Origin of the sequence: Propioniciclava sp. MC1595 (assembly GCF_017569205.1) — a bacterium.
In the GTDB taxonomy this organism is placed as follows: domain Bacteria; phylum Actinomycetota; class Actinomycetes; order Propionibacteriales; family Propionibacteriaceae; genus Propioniciclava.
Genome location: NZ_CP071870.1, coordinates 2,956,214 through 2,970,561, shown reverse-complemented (window position 1 = coordinate 2,970,561; position 14,348 = coordinate 2,956,214). Strand labels below are relative to the sequence as shown.

Genomic DNA, 14,348 nt, shown 5'->3' with positions numbered 1-14,348 from the left:
CGCCGGATGACGTCGGCCAGCCCCTACGCTAGCCCCATGGCAAAGGTGGTCGCGTGCCCGGGCTGCGGCACGAAGAACAGGGTTCCGGAGGCATCGACGGGGCACCCGCGGTGCGCGTCGTGCAAGGCCGATCTCCCGTGGCTGGTCGAGGCCGGTGACCGCACCTTCGACGCAGCCGTCGACACGAACCTGCTGGTCGTCCTCGACCTCTGGGCGCCGTGGTGCGGGCCGTGCCGGATGATCGCGCCGATCCTCGACAAGATCGCCACCGAGTACGCGGGGCGGGTCAAGGTGGTCAAGGTGAACGTCGACGACAACCCCGACGTGTCCTACCAGTTCAAGGTGCAGAGCATCCCGCTCGTGGTGCTGCTGAAGGACGGCAAGCAGGTCGACACCCTCATGGGTGCCCAGTCGCCGCAGGCCTACCGCCAGCGCATCGACGCCGCGCTCAGCTGACCGGACGCCAGTCCTCCGGCGGGTCCTCGCCGACGCGCCCGTCGACGGCCTCGCGCAGGAGGTCGGCGTGGCCGGTGTGGCGCGCGTACTCCTCGAGCAGGTCGAACAGCACGCGGCGCAGCGACACGGTCACGCCCCACTGCTGACCGAGGGCGACCGTCTGGTCCAGCCCGCCGGACGCCAGCAGCTCGGCCGTCCGTTCCCGGGCCCGGGCGACGACCCCGTCGTAGAGCGCGTACAGCTCCTCGGGGGAGTCGGCCGCGGCCGACTCGAACGCCCACAGGTGCGCGTCCTCGCGGGCGAAGGGCTCCCACGGCCGGGACGCATCGATGTCCCAGGTCATCTTGAGCGCTTCGCAGGCGGCCAGGTGCTTCATCAGGGCGCCCAACGACAGCGACGAACTCGGCAACCGGAACCCCAGACCCGAGGCGTCCAGACCGTCGGCCTTCCAGCGGAACGTCCAGCGCTGGCGGTCCAGCGCGCCGATCAGGTGCTCGGCCTCGGTGCCCGCCAAGGGCGGCTCCCACGGGGGATCAACGTGATCCGTCATGGGCCGAGCCTAAGAGCCAGTCGTCCACCTCGGCCAGCCACCCGGCCTTGTCGGTGTCCGACGCGAAGGACGCCTCGATCGAGGCCCTCGCCAGCCCGGCTAGGCGGGCGTCGTCCAGCCCGTGCACCTCGCGCGCCGTCCGGTACTGGTCGACCAGCCGCGACAGGAACAGCAGCGGGTCATCGGCCCCGAGGGCCACCCGCGCGCCGGCGTCCAGCAGGACGCCCAGCGGCACGTCGGCCAGTGTCGGGTAGACCCCCAGCTGCACGTTGGACGCCGGGCACACCTCGAAGGCCACGCCCCGGTCGACCAGCCGGGCCAGCAGATCGGGGTCCTCGACCGCGCGCACCCCGTGGCCGATCCGCGCCGGCTCCAGGTGCTCCACCACCTCGGCGAGGTGCTCGGGGCCGCGCAGCTCGCCGCCGTGCGGCACCCCGGGCAGCCCGGCGCGTCGTGCGATGCGGAATGCCCCGTCCCACTCGGCGGTCTCGCCCTCCCACTCGTTGTTGTTCAGCCCGAACGCGCACACCTCGCCGGCGCCCTGCCCCGCGTGCCGGGCGGCCAGGCGGGCGAGGGTGCGGGCGTCGAAGGGGTGCCGGACCCGGGACGCCGCGACGACGATCCCGACCTGTACCCCGGTCGCGGCCGACGCGGACCGCGCCTCGTCGCAGATGATCTCCAACGCGGGTTGCAGCCCCCCGACCGAGGAGGCGTACGAGGTCGGGTCGACCTGCAGCTCCAGCCGGCGCGACCCCTCGGCGGCGTCCTCGGCCGCGGCAGAACGCACGACGGTGCGGAGGGCGTCCTCGCCCTGGACCGCGGCCCGGGCGATGTCGTAGAAGCGCTGGAACCGGTACCACCCGCGCTTGTCGGCGGGCACGTCCAGGGCGATCGAGTCGACCAGCTGCTCGGGCAGTTCGATCCCACGCGCATCGGCCAACGAGACCAGCGTGGGCACGCTCAGCGAGCCGGTGAAGTGGAGGTGCAGGTGGGCCTTGGGGAGCGTCCCGAGATCCCGTCCGGCCAGCATCCCCCGACCCTACACGCGCGCCCCCGCGAGGGCGTCGCGGACGGCCCCCGCCACGGCCACGGCGCCAGGGTCGGACAGCGTGATCGTGTAGTGGTTCACGTCGGGCACCTCGACCACGCGCACGCGCGGCTGCCGCTCGACCTGCTCGGCCACCCACGCGGCCGGGAACAGCCCGCCCGGCTCGTCGACCATCCCACGCTCGGCGCGCAGGAAGGTCGCGTCGATCGCGAGGTCGCGCAGCGCCCGGATCGCGTCGTTGCCCGGCGTGACCAGGTCGCGCGAGTCGGCGGCCATCGCCTCGTACGAGGTCGCCGGGTGCAGCGCACCGTCGTCGGAGACGAGGTCGTAGTCGACGTAGGCCTCGATGTCGTCGCTCCACTCGGCGAAGGAGGGGTGCACCTTCCAGAACGAGCGGTACTCCTCGCGCGAGGCGAACGTGCGCGACAGGCGCTCGGCGGCCGGGCCGAGCGTGCGGCGGAGCGACTCCTCGGGGTCGAGCGACGGGTCGCCCTTGAGCGGCAGGCCCCCGTCGACCAGCACGAGTCCGGCGACCCGCTCGGGGTGGCGGGCTGCGAGGGTCACCGCGACGTAGCCGCCCATCGAGTGCCCGACCACGACGCAGCGGTCGACGCCGAGCTCGTCGAGCAGCGCGGCCACGTCGTCGGCGTGCCGGGCCATGCCGTAGGGCCCGGGCAGGGCGCGGGATCCGCCGCGGCCGCGCAGGTCGGGGGCGACGATCCGGACGTCGGGCAGCTGCCGGGCCATCGGCGCCCACGCCCGGTGGGAGGACGTGATGCCGTGGATGGCGAGCACGGTCGGCACACCCGCCCCGGCGTCCGCGGTGGGGGTGGTCGGCTCCCACACGCCCGCGTGCAGGCCGGTGGCGGCGTCGAACTCACGGAACATGGTCACTCCTTGTCGGGGCGCAGCGCGCGGGTGATGAAGTCGAGGGTGTTGTCCAGCACGTCGTCGGGGATGGCGGGCGCCCCGTCCTCGCCCTCCTGCCACAGGATCCAGCGCATGCCGATGATCTCGCCGATGCCCATGAGCGCCCAGGCGGTGACCTCGGGGTCGAGTGGGGCGATCTCGCCGGCGTCGGACGCCGCGGCCAGCGCCCGCTGGTAGCCCTCCACGATGCGCCCGTAGTGCAGGTGCATCGCCTCGGGGGAGACGAACTCGGCCTGCCGGATGATCCGGTACAGCTGCGGTACCTCGGTGGTGAACTCGAAGAACGCCCGGAACCCCGCCCGCTCGGCGGCGAGCCGGTCGGGGGCGCCCACGATGGCCTGGGTCAGGCGGTGGCGCAGGCGGCGGTTGAGATCCTCGACGAGCTCGTTGAAGACGGCGAGCTTGCCGTCGAAGTAGAGGTAGAAGGTGCCCATGGCGACGCCGGCGCCCTCGGTGATCCGGACGATCGAGGCGTCGTGGTAACCGACCTTGCCGAACTCCTTCAGGGCCGAGGCGAGGATCTTCTCGCGTGTGCGGCGGCCACGGGCGGTACGGGGTGCCGAGCTCATGCCTCCACCCTCCCGCGCAGCGCCGAGCGCCGCACCTTCTCGAGGGCGGCGTGGGGCAACTCCTCGGTGAACCGCACCTCGGCGGGCACCTTGAACCGGGCCAGCCGCTCGCGGCAGTGCTCCAGCAGCGCGACCTCGTCGACCGGGACGCCGGGGCGGCGCACCACGAACGCCAGGCCGACCTCGCCGCGGCGCTCGTCGGGGACGCCGACCACGGCCACGCGCGCCACGCCGGGGTGGGTGAGCAGCGCCTGCTCGACCTCGACCGGGGACACGTTCTCGCCCGAGGTGATGTACAGGTCGTCGATGCGGTCGAGCACCCAGTGGTAGCCCTCCGCATCGCGCCGGACCAGGTCGCCCGTGTGCAGCCACCCGCCGCGCGTGCTCTGGGCGGTCGCCTGGGGGTCACCGAGGTAGCCGGGGAAGACCGAGGGGCCGCGCACGAGCAGCTCGCCGGTCGCCTCGCCGTCGAGCACCTCGCCGGTGACGGGGTCGGCGATGGCGCAGGTCACGTGCGGGTAGGGGACGCCTGCGGACCCGGCCCGCTCGAAGGCCAGCTCGGCGGGCAGGCAGAGCACGTTCGGGCCGGCCTCGGGCCCTCGTAGAAGGTCTCGCCGTAGGCGGCCAGGGGGCCGGTCTTGGAGTAGATGATGTCGACCTTGACCGGGGTGGTGTCCGCGGGTGCGGCGGCGCCGTCCGTGGAGCCGGCGGTACCGGGGGCCGGGGCGGGCGCTGCCGCGTTCGGTGCGCACGCGCTGAGCGTCAGTGCCAGCGCGGCCGCGCCGGCGACGAGGAACTTCTGTGTCCGCATGGGGATCCTTTCACGACGGGGCGAATCACAAACATGAATGGTGATTCAGGTATCCGTATCGTGCTGGGTCGGCGCACCCGGGTCAACCCCTGTGACGAACTCGTGACCTTCGGGCGCCTCTGCGCCGCGGCGCAGCGGGAGGCACGGCCAGGGCTTGGGTTTCCGACGCCGAGGGCTTGGGTGTTGCATGCCGAGGGCTTGGGATTCCCGTGCTCCGACAGCCAGTGAGCCACGAGGAACGCGTGGCGACGCCGGGCCACCGAGAACTGAACTCAACCGAGACTCTTCGGGGCGAGTTCCACGGTGAACCCGTGGCGAAGTCGCTCGCTTGAGGTCACTTCTCGGTTGGTGTCAAACCCAAGCCCTCGGCGCTGGGTCAGCCGCGCACGACCTGCGCGAACGCCTGGGTGACGGCGCGGCCGGAGGCGGTGATGGCGTCCATCGCCGCGGTCACCTCGGCGACCACCTCGGCGCGGCGGGGGGAGCGCCGGGACCAGTCCTCGATCAGCTCGGGCGTCGCCTCGGGGTGGAACTGGACGCCCCAGCTCGACCCCAGCCGGAACGCCTGGTTGCCGTACCGCGCGGTCCGGGCCAGCTCGACCGCCCCCTCGGGCAGCCGCACGACGACGTCGTGGTGCGACTGCGCCACCACGACCTCACCCGACAGCGCGCCCAGCACCGGGTCCTCGGACGCCGCGGGCAGCAGTTCCAGCGCGACCGCGCCCTCCTCGGTCCCGTCCGGGTGCCCGACGATCACCTGGCCACCCAGCGCGTTTGCGAGCACCTGGTGGCCCAGACACACGCCGAGGATCGGGATGTCGATGTCGTGGGCGTCGGCGACCAGGTCGGCCAGGTCGACCAGCCACGGGTGCTCGGACGCCGAGAGGGCCGACATCGTCCCGCCCAGGATCACCAGCCCCTCGCCGATCGACGCGATCGGCGGGACGTCACGGTCCCACAGGGACACCTGCGAGAGCCGCACGCCGGCGTCCTTCAACCACCCCTCGATCGGGCCCGCCGGGCAGCGGGGGTCGAGTTGGAGGATCGTCACACGGGGGAGCCTGGCCATGGCCGCAGCCTAGTGACGGCACAATGGCGACCATGAACCGACGCGCGCCGCTCCTCGTCGCCCCGCTGGTCGCCCTGGCGGCGTGCACCAGCCCGGCCCAGCTGTCGCCGGCCCCGAGCGCCGCGTCGGGCCCCGCCGTCCCCGCCGGACCCGCCACGGCGGAGGCCGCCAGCCCGAGGGCCACCCCCGCCGGCACGCCGGACCCGTTGCCGACGATCCCGCCCAAGCTGCCCAACGAGATCATCCGCACCACCTTCGAGTCGGACGCCGTGGGCAACGAGGTGGCCACCCACCAGTTCATGGGGCAGGTCGTCAGCGTGCACCTGCTGTGCGCCAGCCACGAGGGTTCGGTGGACGTGGCCCTCATGGTCGACGGCGTCGAGCGGATCAGCTTCTCCAACGACTGCACCACGCCCGCGTTCACGGTCGAGGACGCCTCGTTCACCGCCGGCCGGCACGAGGTCGTCTTCCAGGTGGAGCCCAGCGGGGGAGCGCAAGGCGTGGTCTACCTGCTCGAGGGCGACATCTGAGTCACCGCTCCGCCGGGATCTCCCCACCCACCCCTGGCCCGCGGTCGAGCGGGACGATCGTGTGCGTGACCACGTCGTCGTACACCTCGACGACCGCGAAGCCGGTGTTGGCGAACTGCCCACGCAGGTCGCCGCCCACGGTGAGGTCCTGGGTGTAGACCAGCGACGGGGCGATGCTCACGCCCACCCCGGCCCACGCCCCCGACGCGCTGTGGTGGAAGTGCCCCGACAACACGGCCCGGACGTCGCTGCCGCGGATCACGCGGGCGAGGTCGTCGGGGTTGGTCAGCGGCCAGCGCCACGCGGCGTCCTGCAGCGGCGGCAGCGGTGGGTGGTGCACGACCAGCAGGCTCCCGGACGCCGCGGGCTCGGCCAGCCGCCCACCCAGCCACGCCAGCGACTCCGGCGCCACGGTCCCGGCCGGCGTCCCGGGCACGGAGGAGTCGACCACCAGCACCCGGAGCCCGGCCACGTCGTGCTCGGCGTTCACCGGCCCCGCGACGCCGGCCACCCCATGCCCGAACACCGAACGGAACGCTCCGGCCTCGTCGTGGTTCCCGGTCGCCCAGACGACGTCGGCGCCGACGGAGGCCGCGGCGTCCAGCACCGTGGAGCGCAGCCACGCATACGAAGCCGGCGACCCGTCGTCGGACAGGTCGCCGGAGAGCACCCACGCGTCGCAGCGCAGGTTCCAGGAGGTCAGGACCTCCAGCGCGCGCAGCAGTTGCGCGCGGGCGTCCACCACCCCGCCCACCGGGGAACCGTCGCCCGTGACGTGCAGGTCACTGAGGTGGGCGAGCCGGTGGGTGGGGTGCCGGCGCATCGATCAGTCGTCGTCGTCGTGCAGGCCGCCGATGGTGTCCTTGGCGTCGCCGCCGGGCGGCGGGGTGAACTCGTTCTCGTGCTCGGTGCCGCGGGCACGCTCCCACGAGCGGCGCACCTCCTGCTCGGCCTCCGCGCGACCGGTCCACACGGCGCCCTCGACCGACTTGCCGGGCTCGAGGTCCTTGTAGACGCTGAAGAAGTGCTCGATCTCGAGCAGCGTCAGGTCGGGGATGTCGGTGAGGTTGCGGATGTTGTCCTGGCGCAGGTCGGCGACCGGCACGCACAGCACCTTGTCGTCACCGCCCATCTCGTCCTGCATCCGGAACATGCCGATCGCGCGGCACTCGATGAGGCAGCCGGGGAACGTGGCCTCGGGCAGGAGCACCATCGCGTCGAGCGGGTCGCCGTCCTCGCCGAGGGTGCCCTCGATGAAGCCGTAGTCGTTCGGGTAGGCCGTCGCGGTGAACAGCGTCCGGTCCAGGCGGATGCGACCGTTGTGGTGGTCCATCTCGAACTTGTTCTTCGTCCCCTTGGGGATCTCGACCGTCACGTCGAAGTGCAACGGGGGCTTGACCTTGGGGCGTTCGAAGGATGCGCGCATGGGCTGAAGGCTAGCGCGCGTGGGGGACAATGGGCACGCCGTCGGGGCCTTCCCGCGGCGGTGAGGAGCGGAACGTGGCCGGACGCCGACGCTGGGTCTGCCCCGCCGTGACCTGGATCCTCGCGCTCACCGTCGCGCTCGCGACCGCGGGGCTGCAGTTCGTCGTGCGACCCCAGTTGGCCGACGACCCGCTGGTCGGCACCGGACGCCTCGACCTCCCGGCCGTCGCCGACCCGCCCCCCGCGGTGCTGCCCGACCTGGGCGCCCCGACGGCGACCGTCGCCCCCGGCGCCCTGGCCGCGAGGCTGGACGCCCTCCCGCGCGAGGGCCTCGGCGACGTGGTCGCCCTCGTGGTCGACGCCCGCACCGGGCAGGAGCTCTACCGCGCCGGCAGCGGGGCCCGCACGCCGGCGTCCAGCCTGAAGGTGTTGAGCGCGCTCGTGGCGATCGACGTGCTCGGCCCCGACCGCACCTTCGCCACCACCAGCCTGCTCACCCCCGACGGCGGCACCGTCGTGCTGCGCGGCGGTGGCGACCCCCTGCTCACCGGGGCCACCCGCGCGGACGCGCACCCGCGGCCCGCTTCCCTCGAGGACCTCGCCGAGCAGACCGCCGAGCAGCTCACCGCCAAGGGCGCCACCACCGTCGCCCTGGGCTACGACGCCACCCTCTTCGCCGGCCCGGGCTGGAACCCGGCGTGGCCCGACATCTTCGCCCGCTCCGTGGCCCCCATCACCGCGCTCACCGCCGACCACGCGCGGCCCAGCCTGGCCCCCAACGCCCTCCAGCGTGCCGAGGACCCGGCCCGCTTCGCCGCCGACCAGTTCGCGGGCTTCCTGGCGGCCCACGGCATCACGGTGTCCGCGACCAACCCCGTCCCGACCCCCGCCGACGCCACCGAGCTGGCCCACGTCGACTCCCTCCCTGTCTCGGCGATCGCCGAGGTGGTCCTCGCCCAGTCCGACAACGACGCCGCCGAGACGCTGCTGTGGCAGGTCGCCCTCGAGCGCGGCCGGCCGGCCACCCCGGCCGACGGGGCGGCCGTGCTCACGACCGAGCTGCAGCGCCTCGGCCTCTGGGACGACGGCATGGCCGTCCTCGACGGCAACGGCATCGCCAGCGAGAACCTCGTCACCCCCGACGCCCTGGTCGGGGCCGTCCGCATGGCCCTGGCCGACCCCGCCCTGCGCACGATCACCGAGGGACTCCCCGTGGCGGGCGTCACCGGCACCCTCCGCGAGCGGTTCGGCGCCGACGACTCCCTCCGGGGGCGCGGCATGGTCCGGGCCAAGACGGGCACCATCCGCGGGGTGAACACCCTCACCGGCTACGTGGTGACCGCCGACGGCCAGCCGCTCGCCTTCGCCCTGATGACCTCCGGCGGCGCCGGCCAGACCTCGGCGCGCGCGTGGCTCGACCGGGCCACGGCCGCGCTGGCCTCCTGCGGGTGCTCCTAAGGTTGGGCGCATGAGCGTGCTGCCCTTCATCGACGCCGGCGTCGCGTCGACCGTCGGGGCGCGCCTCGTCCCGCCCGGCCCCGCCCTGTCCGCGGCCGAGGTCGCCGAGGTCGTCGCGGGGCTGAGGGAGGCGGCCGAGGCGTCCGTCGCCACGGTGGCCGAGGTGACCGGCCTCGGTGCGCCCGCGACCGGGGAGATGCTCGTCATCGACCGCCCGACGTGGATCCGCGCCAACGTCGACATGGCGCTCACCATGCTCGCCGAGGCCTCGGGGGAGCCGATGCCGCGCCCCGAACGGCTGCGCGACAAGGTGGCCGGCCGCGCGAACGGCGCCCAGCTCGGCGGCGCGCTGGCGCTGCTCGGGTCGCGGATCCTGGGCCAGTACCTGCCGTTCCTCGCCGAGCCGCACCTCGTGCTGGTCGCCCCGAACGTCGCCAAGATCGAGCGCGCGATGGGCGTCGACCACGCGGACTTCCGCCTCTGGGTGTGCCTGCACGAGCAGACCCACCGCCAGCAGTTCGCCCGCGCGCCCTGGCTGCGCGGCCACCTGATCGCCGAGGTGGGCCAGCTGCTGGCCGACGAGCCCGGCGGCCCGCCGAAGGGTCGTCCCCGCAACCTCGTCGACGTCGTCACCACCCCCGCCCAGAAGGTCGTGTTCGAGCGGGTCAGCGCCGCCATGGCCCTGCTCGAGGGCTACGCCGACGACATGATGGACCGCGTCGGCCCCGACGTCGTGCCCACCGTCGCCTCCATCCGCGCCCGGTTCGACGCCCGCCGCAACCGCGGGGGCTGGACGAAGGCGGTCAACTCCGCCCTCGGCATGGACCTCAAGCTCGCCCAGTACCGCGACGGTGCCCGCTTCTGCCGGGCGGTCATCGACCGCGTGGGCGTCGACGGGCTCAACGTCGTCTATGACGAGCCGGCCAACCTGCCCTCACCCGCCGAGATCGCCCACCCGGCGACCTGGCTGCGGCGCGTCCACGGCTGATGGCCCGGCGCGCGCTCGGCCCGGCCACGCTGGCCGTCACCCAGGCCGTGGACGCCCTCGCCCCGGCCCCGTGGCTGGTCGCCTGCTCCGGCGGCGCGGACTCCCTCGCGCTCGCGTGGGCCGCCCACCATGTCGCCACCCGCCGCGGGACGCCCGTGCGCGCGCTCGTCGTCGACCACGGCCTCCAGCCGAACTCGGACGCCGTGGCGGCCCGGGTCGTCGAGGTGCTGTCCGGCCTCGGGTTGGGTGCGGAGGTCGTCCGGGTCGACGTGGTCGACGCCGGGGCCGGGCCCGAGGCGTCCGCCCGCGACGCGCGGTACGCGGCGCTGGAGGCGGCGCGCCGGCCCGACGAGCGGATCCTGCTCGGCCACACGCTCGATGACCAGGCCGAGACCGTGCTGCTGCGCCTGGCCCGGGGGGCGGGGGTGACGTCGCTGGCGGGGATCCCGCCCGAGCGCGGGCCGTTCAGCCGGCCGCTGCTCGGCCTGGGCCGCGAGGTCACGGTGGCCGCATGCGCCGAGCTGGGCCTCGAGCCCTGGGCCGACCCGATGAACGCCGACCACCGCTACGCGCGGGTGCGGGTGCGCGAGGTCGTGCTCCCCGTCCTGGAGCGCGAGCTGGGCCCGGGGATCCGAGAGGCACTGGCCCGCACGGCGACCCTGAGCCGCGAGGCGTCCGAACTCGTCGCGGAACTGGCGGAGGAGACCGACCCGGCGCTGGCCACCGACTGCCTCCACCTGCTCGGCCTCGCGCCCGGCCTGCGCCGCCGGCTGGTGGCCGACTGGCTGCGCGCCGCGGGGGCGGCCGACGTCGCGGCCGTGCACGTCGACGCCACCGAGCGGCTCGTCACCCACTGGCGGGGACAGAAGGGCGTGGACGTCCCGGGCGGACGGGTTTCCCGCCGGGACGGGCGCTTGGTGTTCGAGCAACGGTAGGGTGCGGTGACGTGGACGCATCGCACATCAGCAGTGAGTTGACCGAGGTTCTCTACACCAACGACCAGGTGCAGGCGCGGCTCGCCGAGATCGCCGCCGACATCGACGCCGAGTACGCCGACTCCGACCTCCTGCTGGTCGGCGTCCTGAACGGGGCGGTGATGGTCATGGCCGACCTGTCCCGCCACCTGGCCAGCCACGTGCACATGGACTGGATGGCCATCTCCTCCTACGGCTCGGGCACCCAGAGCTCCGGCGTGGTGCGGATCCTCAAGGACCTCAACACCGACATCGAGGGCCGCCACGTGCTGGTGGTGGAGGACATCATCGACACCGGCCTGACGCTGGCCTACCTGATGCAGAACCTGCAGTCGCGCAAGCCGGCCAGCCTCGAGATCATGACGATGTTCCGCAAGCCCGAGGCCCTGAAGAGCCCCGTCGAGGTCAAGTACGTGGGCTTCGACCTGCCGAACGAGTTCGTGGTCGGCTACGGCCTCGACTACGCGGGCCGCTACCGCAACCTGACCGACGTCGGCACGCTCGCGCCGCACGTCTACAGCTGAGTCACGCCCGCGCCGCGGCCACGCCCAGCGCGTCGAGGATCGCCTCGAACCGCATGAGGTCGGCGGCCGCCGGGTAGCCGCGACCGATCACGCAGGACACGTCCACGACCTGCGCCGTCGGCACGCGCTGCACCACGAGCGCCGTGATGGCGGGGGCTGCCCGGTCGAGCACGACCAGGCAGGGTTCCGATTCCAGCGCCGCCTCGACCGCGTCGGCGTCGTCGGCGGGGGCGACCTCGACCAGGACGCCGCGCTGCCGCAGCAGGTCGGCGATCCCCTCGCCGAGCAGGGTGTAGGACTGGACGACCAGCGCCCTCAGGCAGGGCGCTGGGTCAGGGGCGGTCATCGGTCACCTCCGGGGGCAGCAGGTCTGCCCCCATTCTCCCGCGTGCGTGGGCCGGATCCCATCCATCCCACGGCACAGGTTCAGGCGTCGGGCAGCCCCAGCCCCTGTCGGACGATGTAGGCCGCGGCCTGGATCCGGTTGGTCATGTGCAGCTTCTCCAGGGCGTTGTGCACGTGGCTCTTCACGGTGCCCTCGGTGATCGACAGCTCCTTGCCGATCTCCTTGTTCGACCTGCCGCCGGCGACCAGGCGCAGGATCTCGAGCTCGCGGCGGGTCAGCTTCTGGCCCGGCTCCTCGGGGACGACCGCCCCCTTGGCCGAGCCGCCTGTCTCCTTCAGGTGCTGCAGCAGGCGCCCGGCGACGGCCGGCGAGATCGGGGTCTCGCCCCGCATGACCGAGACGATCATGTCGAACAGCTGGTCGGGGCGGAGGTTCTTCAGCAGGTAGCCGTGCGCGCCGTGCATCATCGCGCGCACCACGTGGTCGTCGGTCTCCGACACCGTGAGCATGATCACCTTGACGTCCAGCACCTGCTCGCGGATCAGGCGCACGGCCTCGACGCCGTCCAAGACGGGCATCTCCACGTCCATGATCACGAGGTCGGGCTTGAGCTCGTTGGCGCGCTCGACGGCCTGCAGGCCGTTCTCGGCCTCGCCGACCACCTCGATGCCGGGTTGACGGGCCAGCAGGGCGGCGACCGCCCCGCGGAACAGCGGCTGGTCGTCCACCAGCAGCACCCTGGTCGTGCTCATGGCTCAGCTCCTCGGGGTCCGGGACGGGGGCTCGGGCACGGACGCGATGACCTTGGTCCCGATGCCGGGGTACGACTCCAGCCGCAGCGTGCCGTGCAGCAGCGAGAGCCGGTCGCTCATCGTGAACAGCCCGTAGCCGTCGGTGGTCGGGACGTCGGTGGGGGCGTGGAAGCCCTGCCCGTCGTCGGCGATGGTGACGGTCGTCGCATCGGTGCCGGTGATCGTCACGGTGGCCCGCGTCGCGCGCGCGTGCTTGCGCACGTTGGTCAACGCCTCCTGGACGACCCGGATCAGGTGCACCTCGGTGCGCGGGCTGAGCTGCACCGGGCCGCCGGTCTCGTTGCGGAACTCCGTGACGATCCCGGACTGGGCGGCGAACTTGGCGGTGTAGGCCTCGAGGTTCTCCTCGAGCGTCAGGTCGGCCTTGTCGGAGTCGCGCAGGCCGAGGATGACCTCGCGAACGTCGCGGTAGGCCTCGTCGGCGGTCTCGGCGAGCGCGGACACCTGTTCGGCGGTGTCGGCGTCCCCGGTCACCGAGGGGAAGGTCTCGAGCATGCGCAGGCGCAGGTGCATCGCGCCGAGCACCTGGGCCATCGAGTCGTGCATCTCGCGGGCGATCCGGGTGCGCTCGTTGAGGACCTCGCGCTGGCGCTCCTGCTCGCGCACCTTGGCGCTGGTCAGCGCGATGCTGGCCAGGCCGGCCATGGTGGCCAGGAACGAGCGGTCGCGCTCGGTGAAGGGGCGCTCGTCGCGGCGGCCGACCCGCAGGGTGCCGACGTTCCCCCTCGGGCTGGTGACCCCGTGCTCGGCGTAGGCGCCCCAGTGCAGGCACCCGATGGGGTTCACGCGCTGGCCGGTGACCTCGTCGATGTGGTCGGGCAGGCCGACCCCGAGCAGCGTGCTGCCGTCACTGCACGCCTGCGGCACCTCGGCCGTGGAGTCGAACCGGACCGTGTTGGCCGCCGCCACCGTGACCACGACCGCGGCGGCGTCGGCGTCCAGCAGGTCGCGCGCGTGGGTCGCGAGGTCGGTCAGCGTGGGCAGCGTCCCCGACTGCCGCGAGATGGCGAGCAGGATCGCGTAGAAGGCGTGCCCCTCGTCGCGACGGCGGTACAGGTCGGCGAAGTCGGCCTTCAGGCGCGCCGCGCCGGCGACCTGCAGGGACAGGGCGGACTCGGTGGCGGGGCCGATGTGCTCGCCGGGCAGGTCGTGGTCGGACGCCCACACCTCGATGCGGCCCACCGCGCGGTCGCCCTCGGCCAGCGGCCGGTCGAGCGCCGGGATGGTGGTGCCGGCCAGATCGGGGGAGCGGCCGGCGACGGCCTCCAGCGCGGGATCGCCCTCGCGCGGGTTGAGGCGCAGGCGCACGCACCCGATCCCGGGGACGTCGGCGAGGACGCGGGCGGCCGCGTCGGCCACGCCCTGGGCGTCCGGCTGCCCGTGCGTGGCGGCGGTCACGGTGTCGGCCAGCAGCAGGTCGCGGTTCTGCATGACGATGGCGCCCTCGGCGCGGTCGATGTGGCGCAGCATGAGCCAGGAGAAGATGCCGATGCCGACGCACACCGCGATCGCGACGGCCAGGTGCCAGGCCTGGGCGAACTCGGGGCTCCACCAGGGCGAGTGCTCCAGGTGGTAATGGACGGCCTCGAGCAGCAGGAAGAAGGCCATGGGGGCGGCGAGCGCGATCCAGCGGAGACGGCGGCCGACCAGGCGGGGGGAGGCGTCCTCGTCGCGGGGGGCGCGTACCGGGCGCGCCGCGGTGCCGGCTGCCGGCGTCGTCGCCTGCTCCGGGTCATCTCGCACAGCGCTCACCTGCGGGCGCCTCCTCGCATACCCCCCGGTGGTGTCCTCGGCACCGGTTCGGCGCCACTGTAACCGCTTCACCCGTGCTCGGGAACGCGCGGCCTCCGCTCCCCGG

At 73.6% G+C, this 14,348-nt stretch carries 18 protein-coding genes; 6 read left to right on the top strand and 12 right to left on the bottom strand.

Going from position 1 to position 14,348, the window contains the following annotated elements; all coding sequences use genetic code 11:
* Positions 1–36 precede the first annotated feature (36 nt).
* Positions 37–456 (top strand): thioredoxin, encoded by a 420-nt coding sequence (gene trxA / locus J4N02_RS14370; protein WP_188334107.1) that lies wholly within the window; start codon positions 37–39, stop codon positions 454–456.
* On the opposite strand, the gene J4N02_RS14365 is transcribed toward trxA, so the two are convergent.
* The 7 genes from J4N02_RS14365 to J4N02_RS14335 form a co-directional block, all read right to left on the bottom strand.
* Positions 449–1,006: a DUF664 domain-containing protein gene (locus J4N02_RS14365; protein ID WP_188334108.1), complete on the bottom strand. Its 558-nt coding sequence runs from the start codon at positions 1,004–1,006 to the stop codon at positions 449–451. The two genes, trxA and J4N02_RS14365, sit on opposite strands and share 8 nt — an antisense overlap.
* A complete protein-coding gene (locus J4N02_RS14360; RefSeq protein ID WP_188334109.1) occupies positions 990–2,036 on the bottom strand; it encodes an adenosine deaminase in 1,047 nt (348 codons plus the stop codon). The genes J4N02_RS14365 and J4N02_RS14360 overlap by 17 nt, the downstream gene beginning before the upstream one ends.
* A 9-nt stretch (positions 2,037–2,045) precedes the next feature.
* Positions 2,046–2,942 (bottom strand): alpha/beta fold hydrolase, encoded by an 897-nt coding sequence (locus J4N02_RS14355; RefSeq protein WP_188334110.1) that lies wholly within the window; start codon positions 2,940–2,942, stop codon positions 2,046–2,048.
* 2 nt (positions 2,943–2,944) lie between these two features.
* Positions 2,945–3,553, bottom strand: a complete 609-nt coding sequence (locus J4N02_RS14350) for a TetR/AcrR family transcriptional regulator (protein WP_188334111.1) — start codon at positions 3,551–3,553, stop codon at positions 2,945–2,947.
* Complete coding sequence (locus J4N02_RS14345; RefSeq protein WP_208090992.1) at positions 3,550–4,131, bottom strand: class I adenylate-forming enzyme family protein; 582 nt, start codon at positions 4,129–4,131, stop codon at positions 3,550–3,552. The genes J4N02_RS14350 and J4N02_RS14345 overlap by 4 nt, the downstream gene beginning before the upstream one ends.
* The gene (locus J4N02_RS14340) at positions 4,062–4,364 is read right to left on the bottom strand and encodes a hypothetical protein (protein WP_208090991.1); all 303 of its coding nucleotides are present in this window, start codon (positions 4,362–4,364) and stop codon (positions 4,062–4,064) included. The genes J4N02_RS14345 and J4N02_RS14340 overlap by 70 nt, the downstream gene beginning before the upstream one ends.
* Before the next feature lie 376 nt (positions 4,365–4,740).
* On the bottom strand, positions 4,741–5,433 hold the full coding sequence (locus J4N02_RS14335) for a type 1 glutamine amidotransferase (RefSeq protein ID WP_188334113.1): 693 nt from the start codon (positions 5,431–5,433) through the stop codon (positions 4,741–4,743).
* A 32-nt stretch (positions 5,434–5,465) separates the two neighbouring features.
* Here J4N02_RS14335 and J4N02_RS14330 point away from each other — a divergent pair, with 32 nt between their 5' ends.
* Positions 5,466–5,963, top strand: a complete 498-nt coding sequence (locus tag J4N02_RS14330; protein WP_188334114.1) for a hypothetical protein — start codon at positions 5,466–5,468, stop codon at positions 5,961–5,963.
* 1 nt (position 5,964) lies between these two features.
* Here J4N02_RS14330 and J4N02_RS14325 read toward each other — a convergent pair whose 3' ends face one another.
* Positions 5,965–6,786, bottom strand: coding sequence for a metallophosphoesterase (locus tag J4N02_RS14325; protein WP_188334115.1), 822 nt, complete (start codon positions 6,784–6,786; stop codon positions 5,965–5,967).
* 3 nt (positions 6,787–6,789) lie between these two features.
* A complete protein-coding gene (locus J4N02_RS14320) occupies positions 6,790–7,389 on the bottom strand; it encodes an inorganic diphosphatase (protein ID WP_188334116.1) in 600 nt (199 codons plus the stop codon).
* Positions 7,390–7,463: 74 nt separating this feature from the next.
* Between J4N02_RS14320 and dacB the strand changes: the two genes are divergently transcribed.
* The 4 genes from dacB to hpt are packed head-to-tail and all read left to right on the top strand — an operon-like array spanning position 7,464 to position 11,332.
* Positions 7,464–8,846 (top strand): D-alanyl-D-alanine carboxypeptidase/D-alanyl-D-alanine-endopeptidase, encoded by a 1,383-nt coding sequence (gene dacB / locus J4N02_RS14315; protein ID WP_188334117.1) that lies wholly within the window; start codon positions 7,464–7,466, stop codon positions 8,844–8,846.
* A 10-nt stretch (positions 8,847–8,856) separates the two neighbouring features.
* Positions 8,857–9,834 carry a zinc-dependent metalloprotease gene (locus tag J4N02_RS14310; RefSeq protein ID WP_182817679.1) on the top strand — a complete coding sequence of 326 codons (978 nt, stop codon included), beginning with the start codon at positions 8,857–8,859 and terminating at the stop codon, positions 9,832–9,834.
* On the top strand, positions 9,834–10,769 hold the full coding sequence (gene tilS / locus J4N02_RS14305; protein WP_182817680.1) for a tRNA lysidine(34) synthetase TilS: 936 nt from the start codon (positions 9,834–9,836) through the stop codon (positions 10,767–10,769). Before J4N02_RS14310 ends, tilS begins: the two co-directional genes overlap by 1 nt.
* 11 nt (positions 10,770–10,780) lie before the next feature.
* Entirely contained in the window at positions 10,781–11,332 is a 552-nt protein-coding gene (hpt, locus tag J4N02_RS14300) for a hypoxanthine phosphoribosyltransferase (protein ID WP_182817681.1), read from the top strand.
* Between the two features lies 1 nt (position 11,333).
* On the opposite strand, the gene J4N02_RS14295 is transcribed toward hpt, so the two are convergent.
* The 3 genes from J4N02_RS14295 to J4N02_RS14285 form a co-directional block, all read right to left on the bottom strand.
* Positions 11,334–11,678: a hypothetical protein gene (locus tag J4N02_RS14295; RefSeq protein WP_182817683.1), complete on the bottom strand. Its 345-nt coding sequence runs from the start codon at positions 11,676–11,678 to the stop codon at positions 11,334–11,336.
* An 80-nt stretch (positions 11,679–11,758) separates the two neighbouring features.
* Entirely contained in the window at positions 11,759–12,430 is a 672-nt protein-coding gene (locus J4N02_RS14290) for a response regulator transcription factor (RefSeq protein ID WP_182817684.1), read from the bottom strand.
* Between the two features lie 3 nt (positions 12,431–12,433).
* Complete coding sequence (locus tag J4N02_RS14285; protein WP_188334118.1) at positions 12,434–14,242, bottom strand: sensor histidine kinase; 1,809 nt, start codon at positions 14,240–14,242, stop codon at positions 12,434–12,436.
* Positions 14,243–14,348: the final 106 nt, after the last annotated feature.

Excerpts from the sequence above, each read along its gene's own strand:
- trxA (WP_188334107.1), top strand. The coding sequence starts at position 37 with ATGGCAAAGGTGGTCGCGTGCCCGGGCTGCGGCACGAAGAACAGGGTT.
- J4N02_RS14365 (WP_188334108.1), bottom strand. The coding sequence starts at position 1,006 with ATGACGGATCACGTTGATCCCCCGTGGGAGCCGCCCTTGGCGGGCACC.
- J4N02_RS14360 (WP_188334109.1), bottom strand. The coding sequence starts at position 2,036 with ATGCTGGCCGGACGGGATCTCGGGACGCTCCCCAAGGCCCACCTGCAC.
- J4N02_RS14355 (WP_188334110.1), bottom strand. The coding sequence starts at position 2,942 with ATGTTCCGTGAGTTCGACGCCGCCACCGGCCTGCACGCGGGCGTGTGG.
- J4N02_RS14350 (WP_188334111.1), bottom strand. The coding sequence starts at position 3,553 with ATGAGCTCGGCACCCCGTACCGCCCGTGGCCGCCGCACACGCGAGAAG.
- J4N02_RS14340 (WP_208090991.1), bottom strand. The coding sequence starts at position 4,364 with ATGCGGACACAGAAGTTCCTCGTCGCCGGCGCGGCCGCGCTGGCACTG.
- J4N02_RS14335 (WP_188334113.1), bottom strand. The coding sequence starts at position 5,433 with ATGGCCAGGCTCCCCCGTGTGACGATCCTCCAACTCGACCCCCGCTGC.
- J4N02_RS14330 (WP_188334114.1), top strand. The coding sequence starts at position 5,466 with ATGAACCGACGCGCGCCGCTCCTCGTCGCCCCGCTGGTCGCCCTGGCG.
- J4N02_RS14325 (WP_188334115.1), bottom strand. The coding sequence starts at position 6,786 with ATGCGCCGGCACCCCACCCACCGGCTCGCCCACCTCAGTGACCTGCAC.
- J4N02_RS14320 (WP_188334116.1), bottom strand. The coding sequence starts at position 7,389 with ATGCGCGCATCCTTCGAACGCCCCAAGGTCAAGCCCCCGTTGCACTTC.
- J4N02_RS14310 (WP_182817679.1), top strand. The coding sequence starts at position 8,857 with ATGAGCGTGCTGCCCTTCATCGACGCCGGCGTCGCGTCGACCGTCGGG.
- tilS (WP_182817680.1), top strand. The coding sequence starts at position 9,834 with ATGGCCCGGCGCGCGCTCGGCCCGGCCACGCTGGCCGTCACCCAGGCC.
- J4N02_RS14295 (WP_182817683.1), bottom strand. The coding sequence starts at position 11,678 with ATGACCGCCCCTGACCCAGCGCCCTGCCTGAGGGCGCTGGTCGTCCAG.
- J4N02_RS14290 (WP_182817684.1), bottom strand. The coding sequence starts at position 12,430 with ATGAGCACGACCAGGGTGCTGCTGGTGGACGACCAGCCGCTGTTCCGC.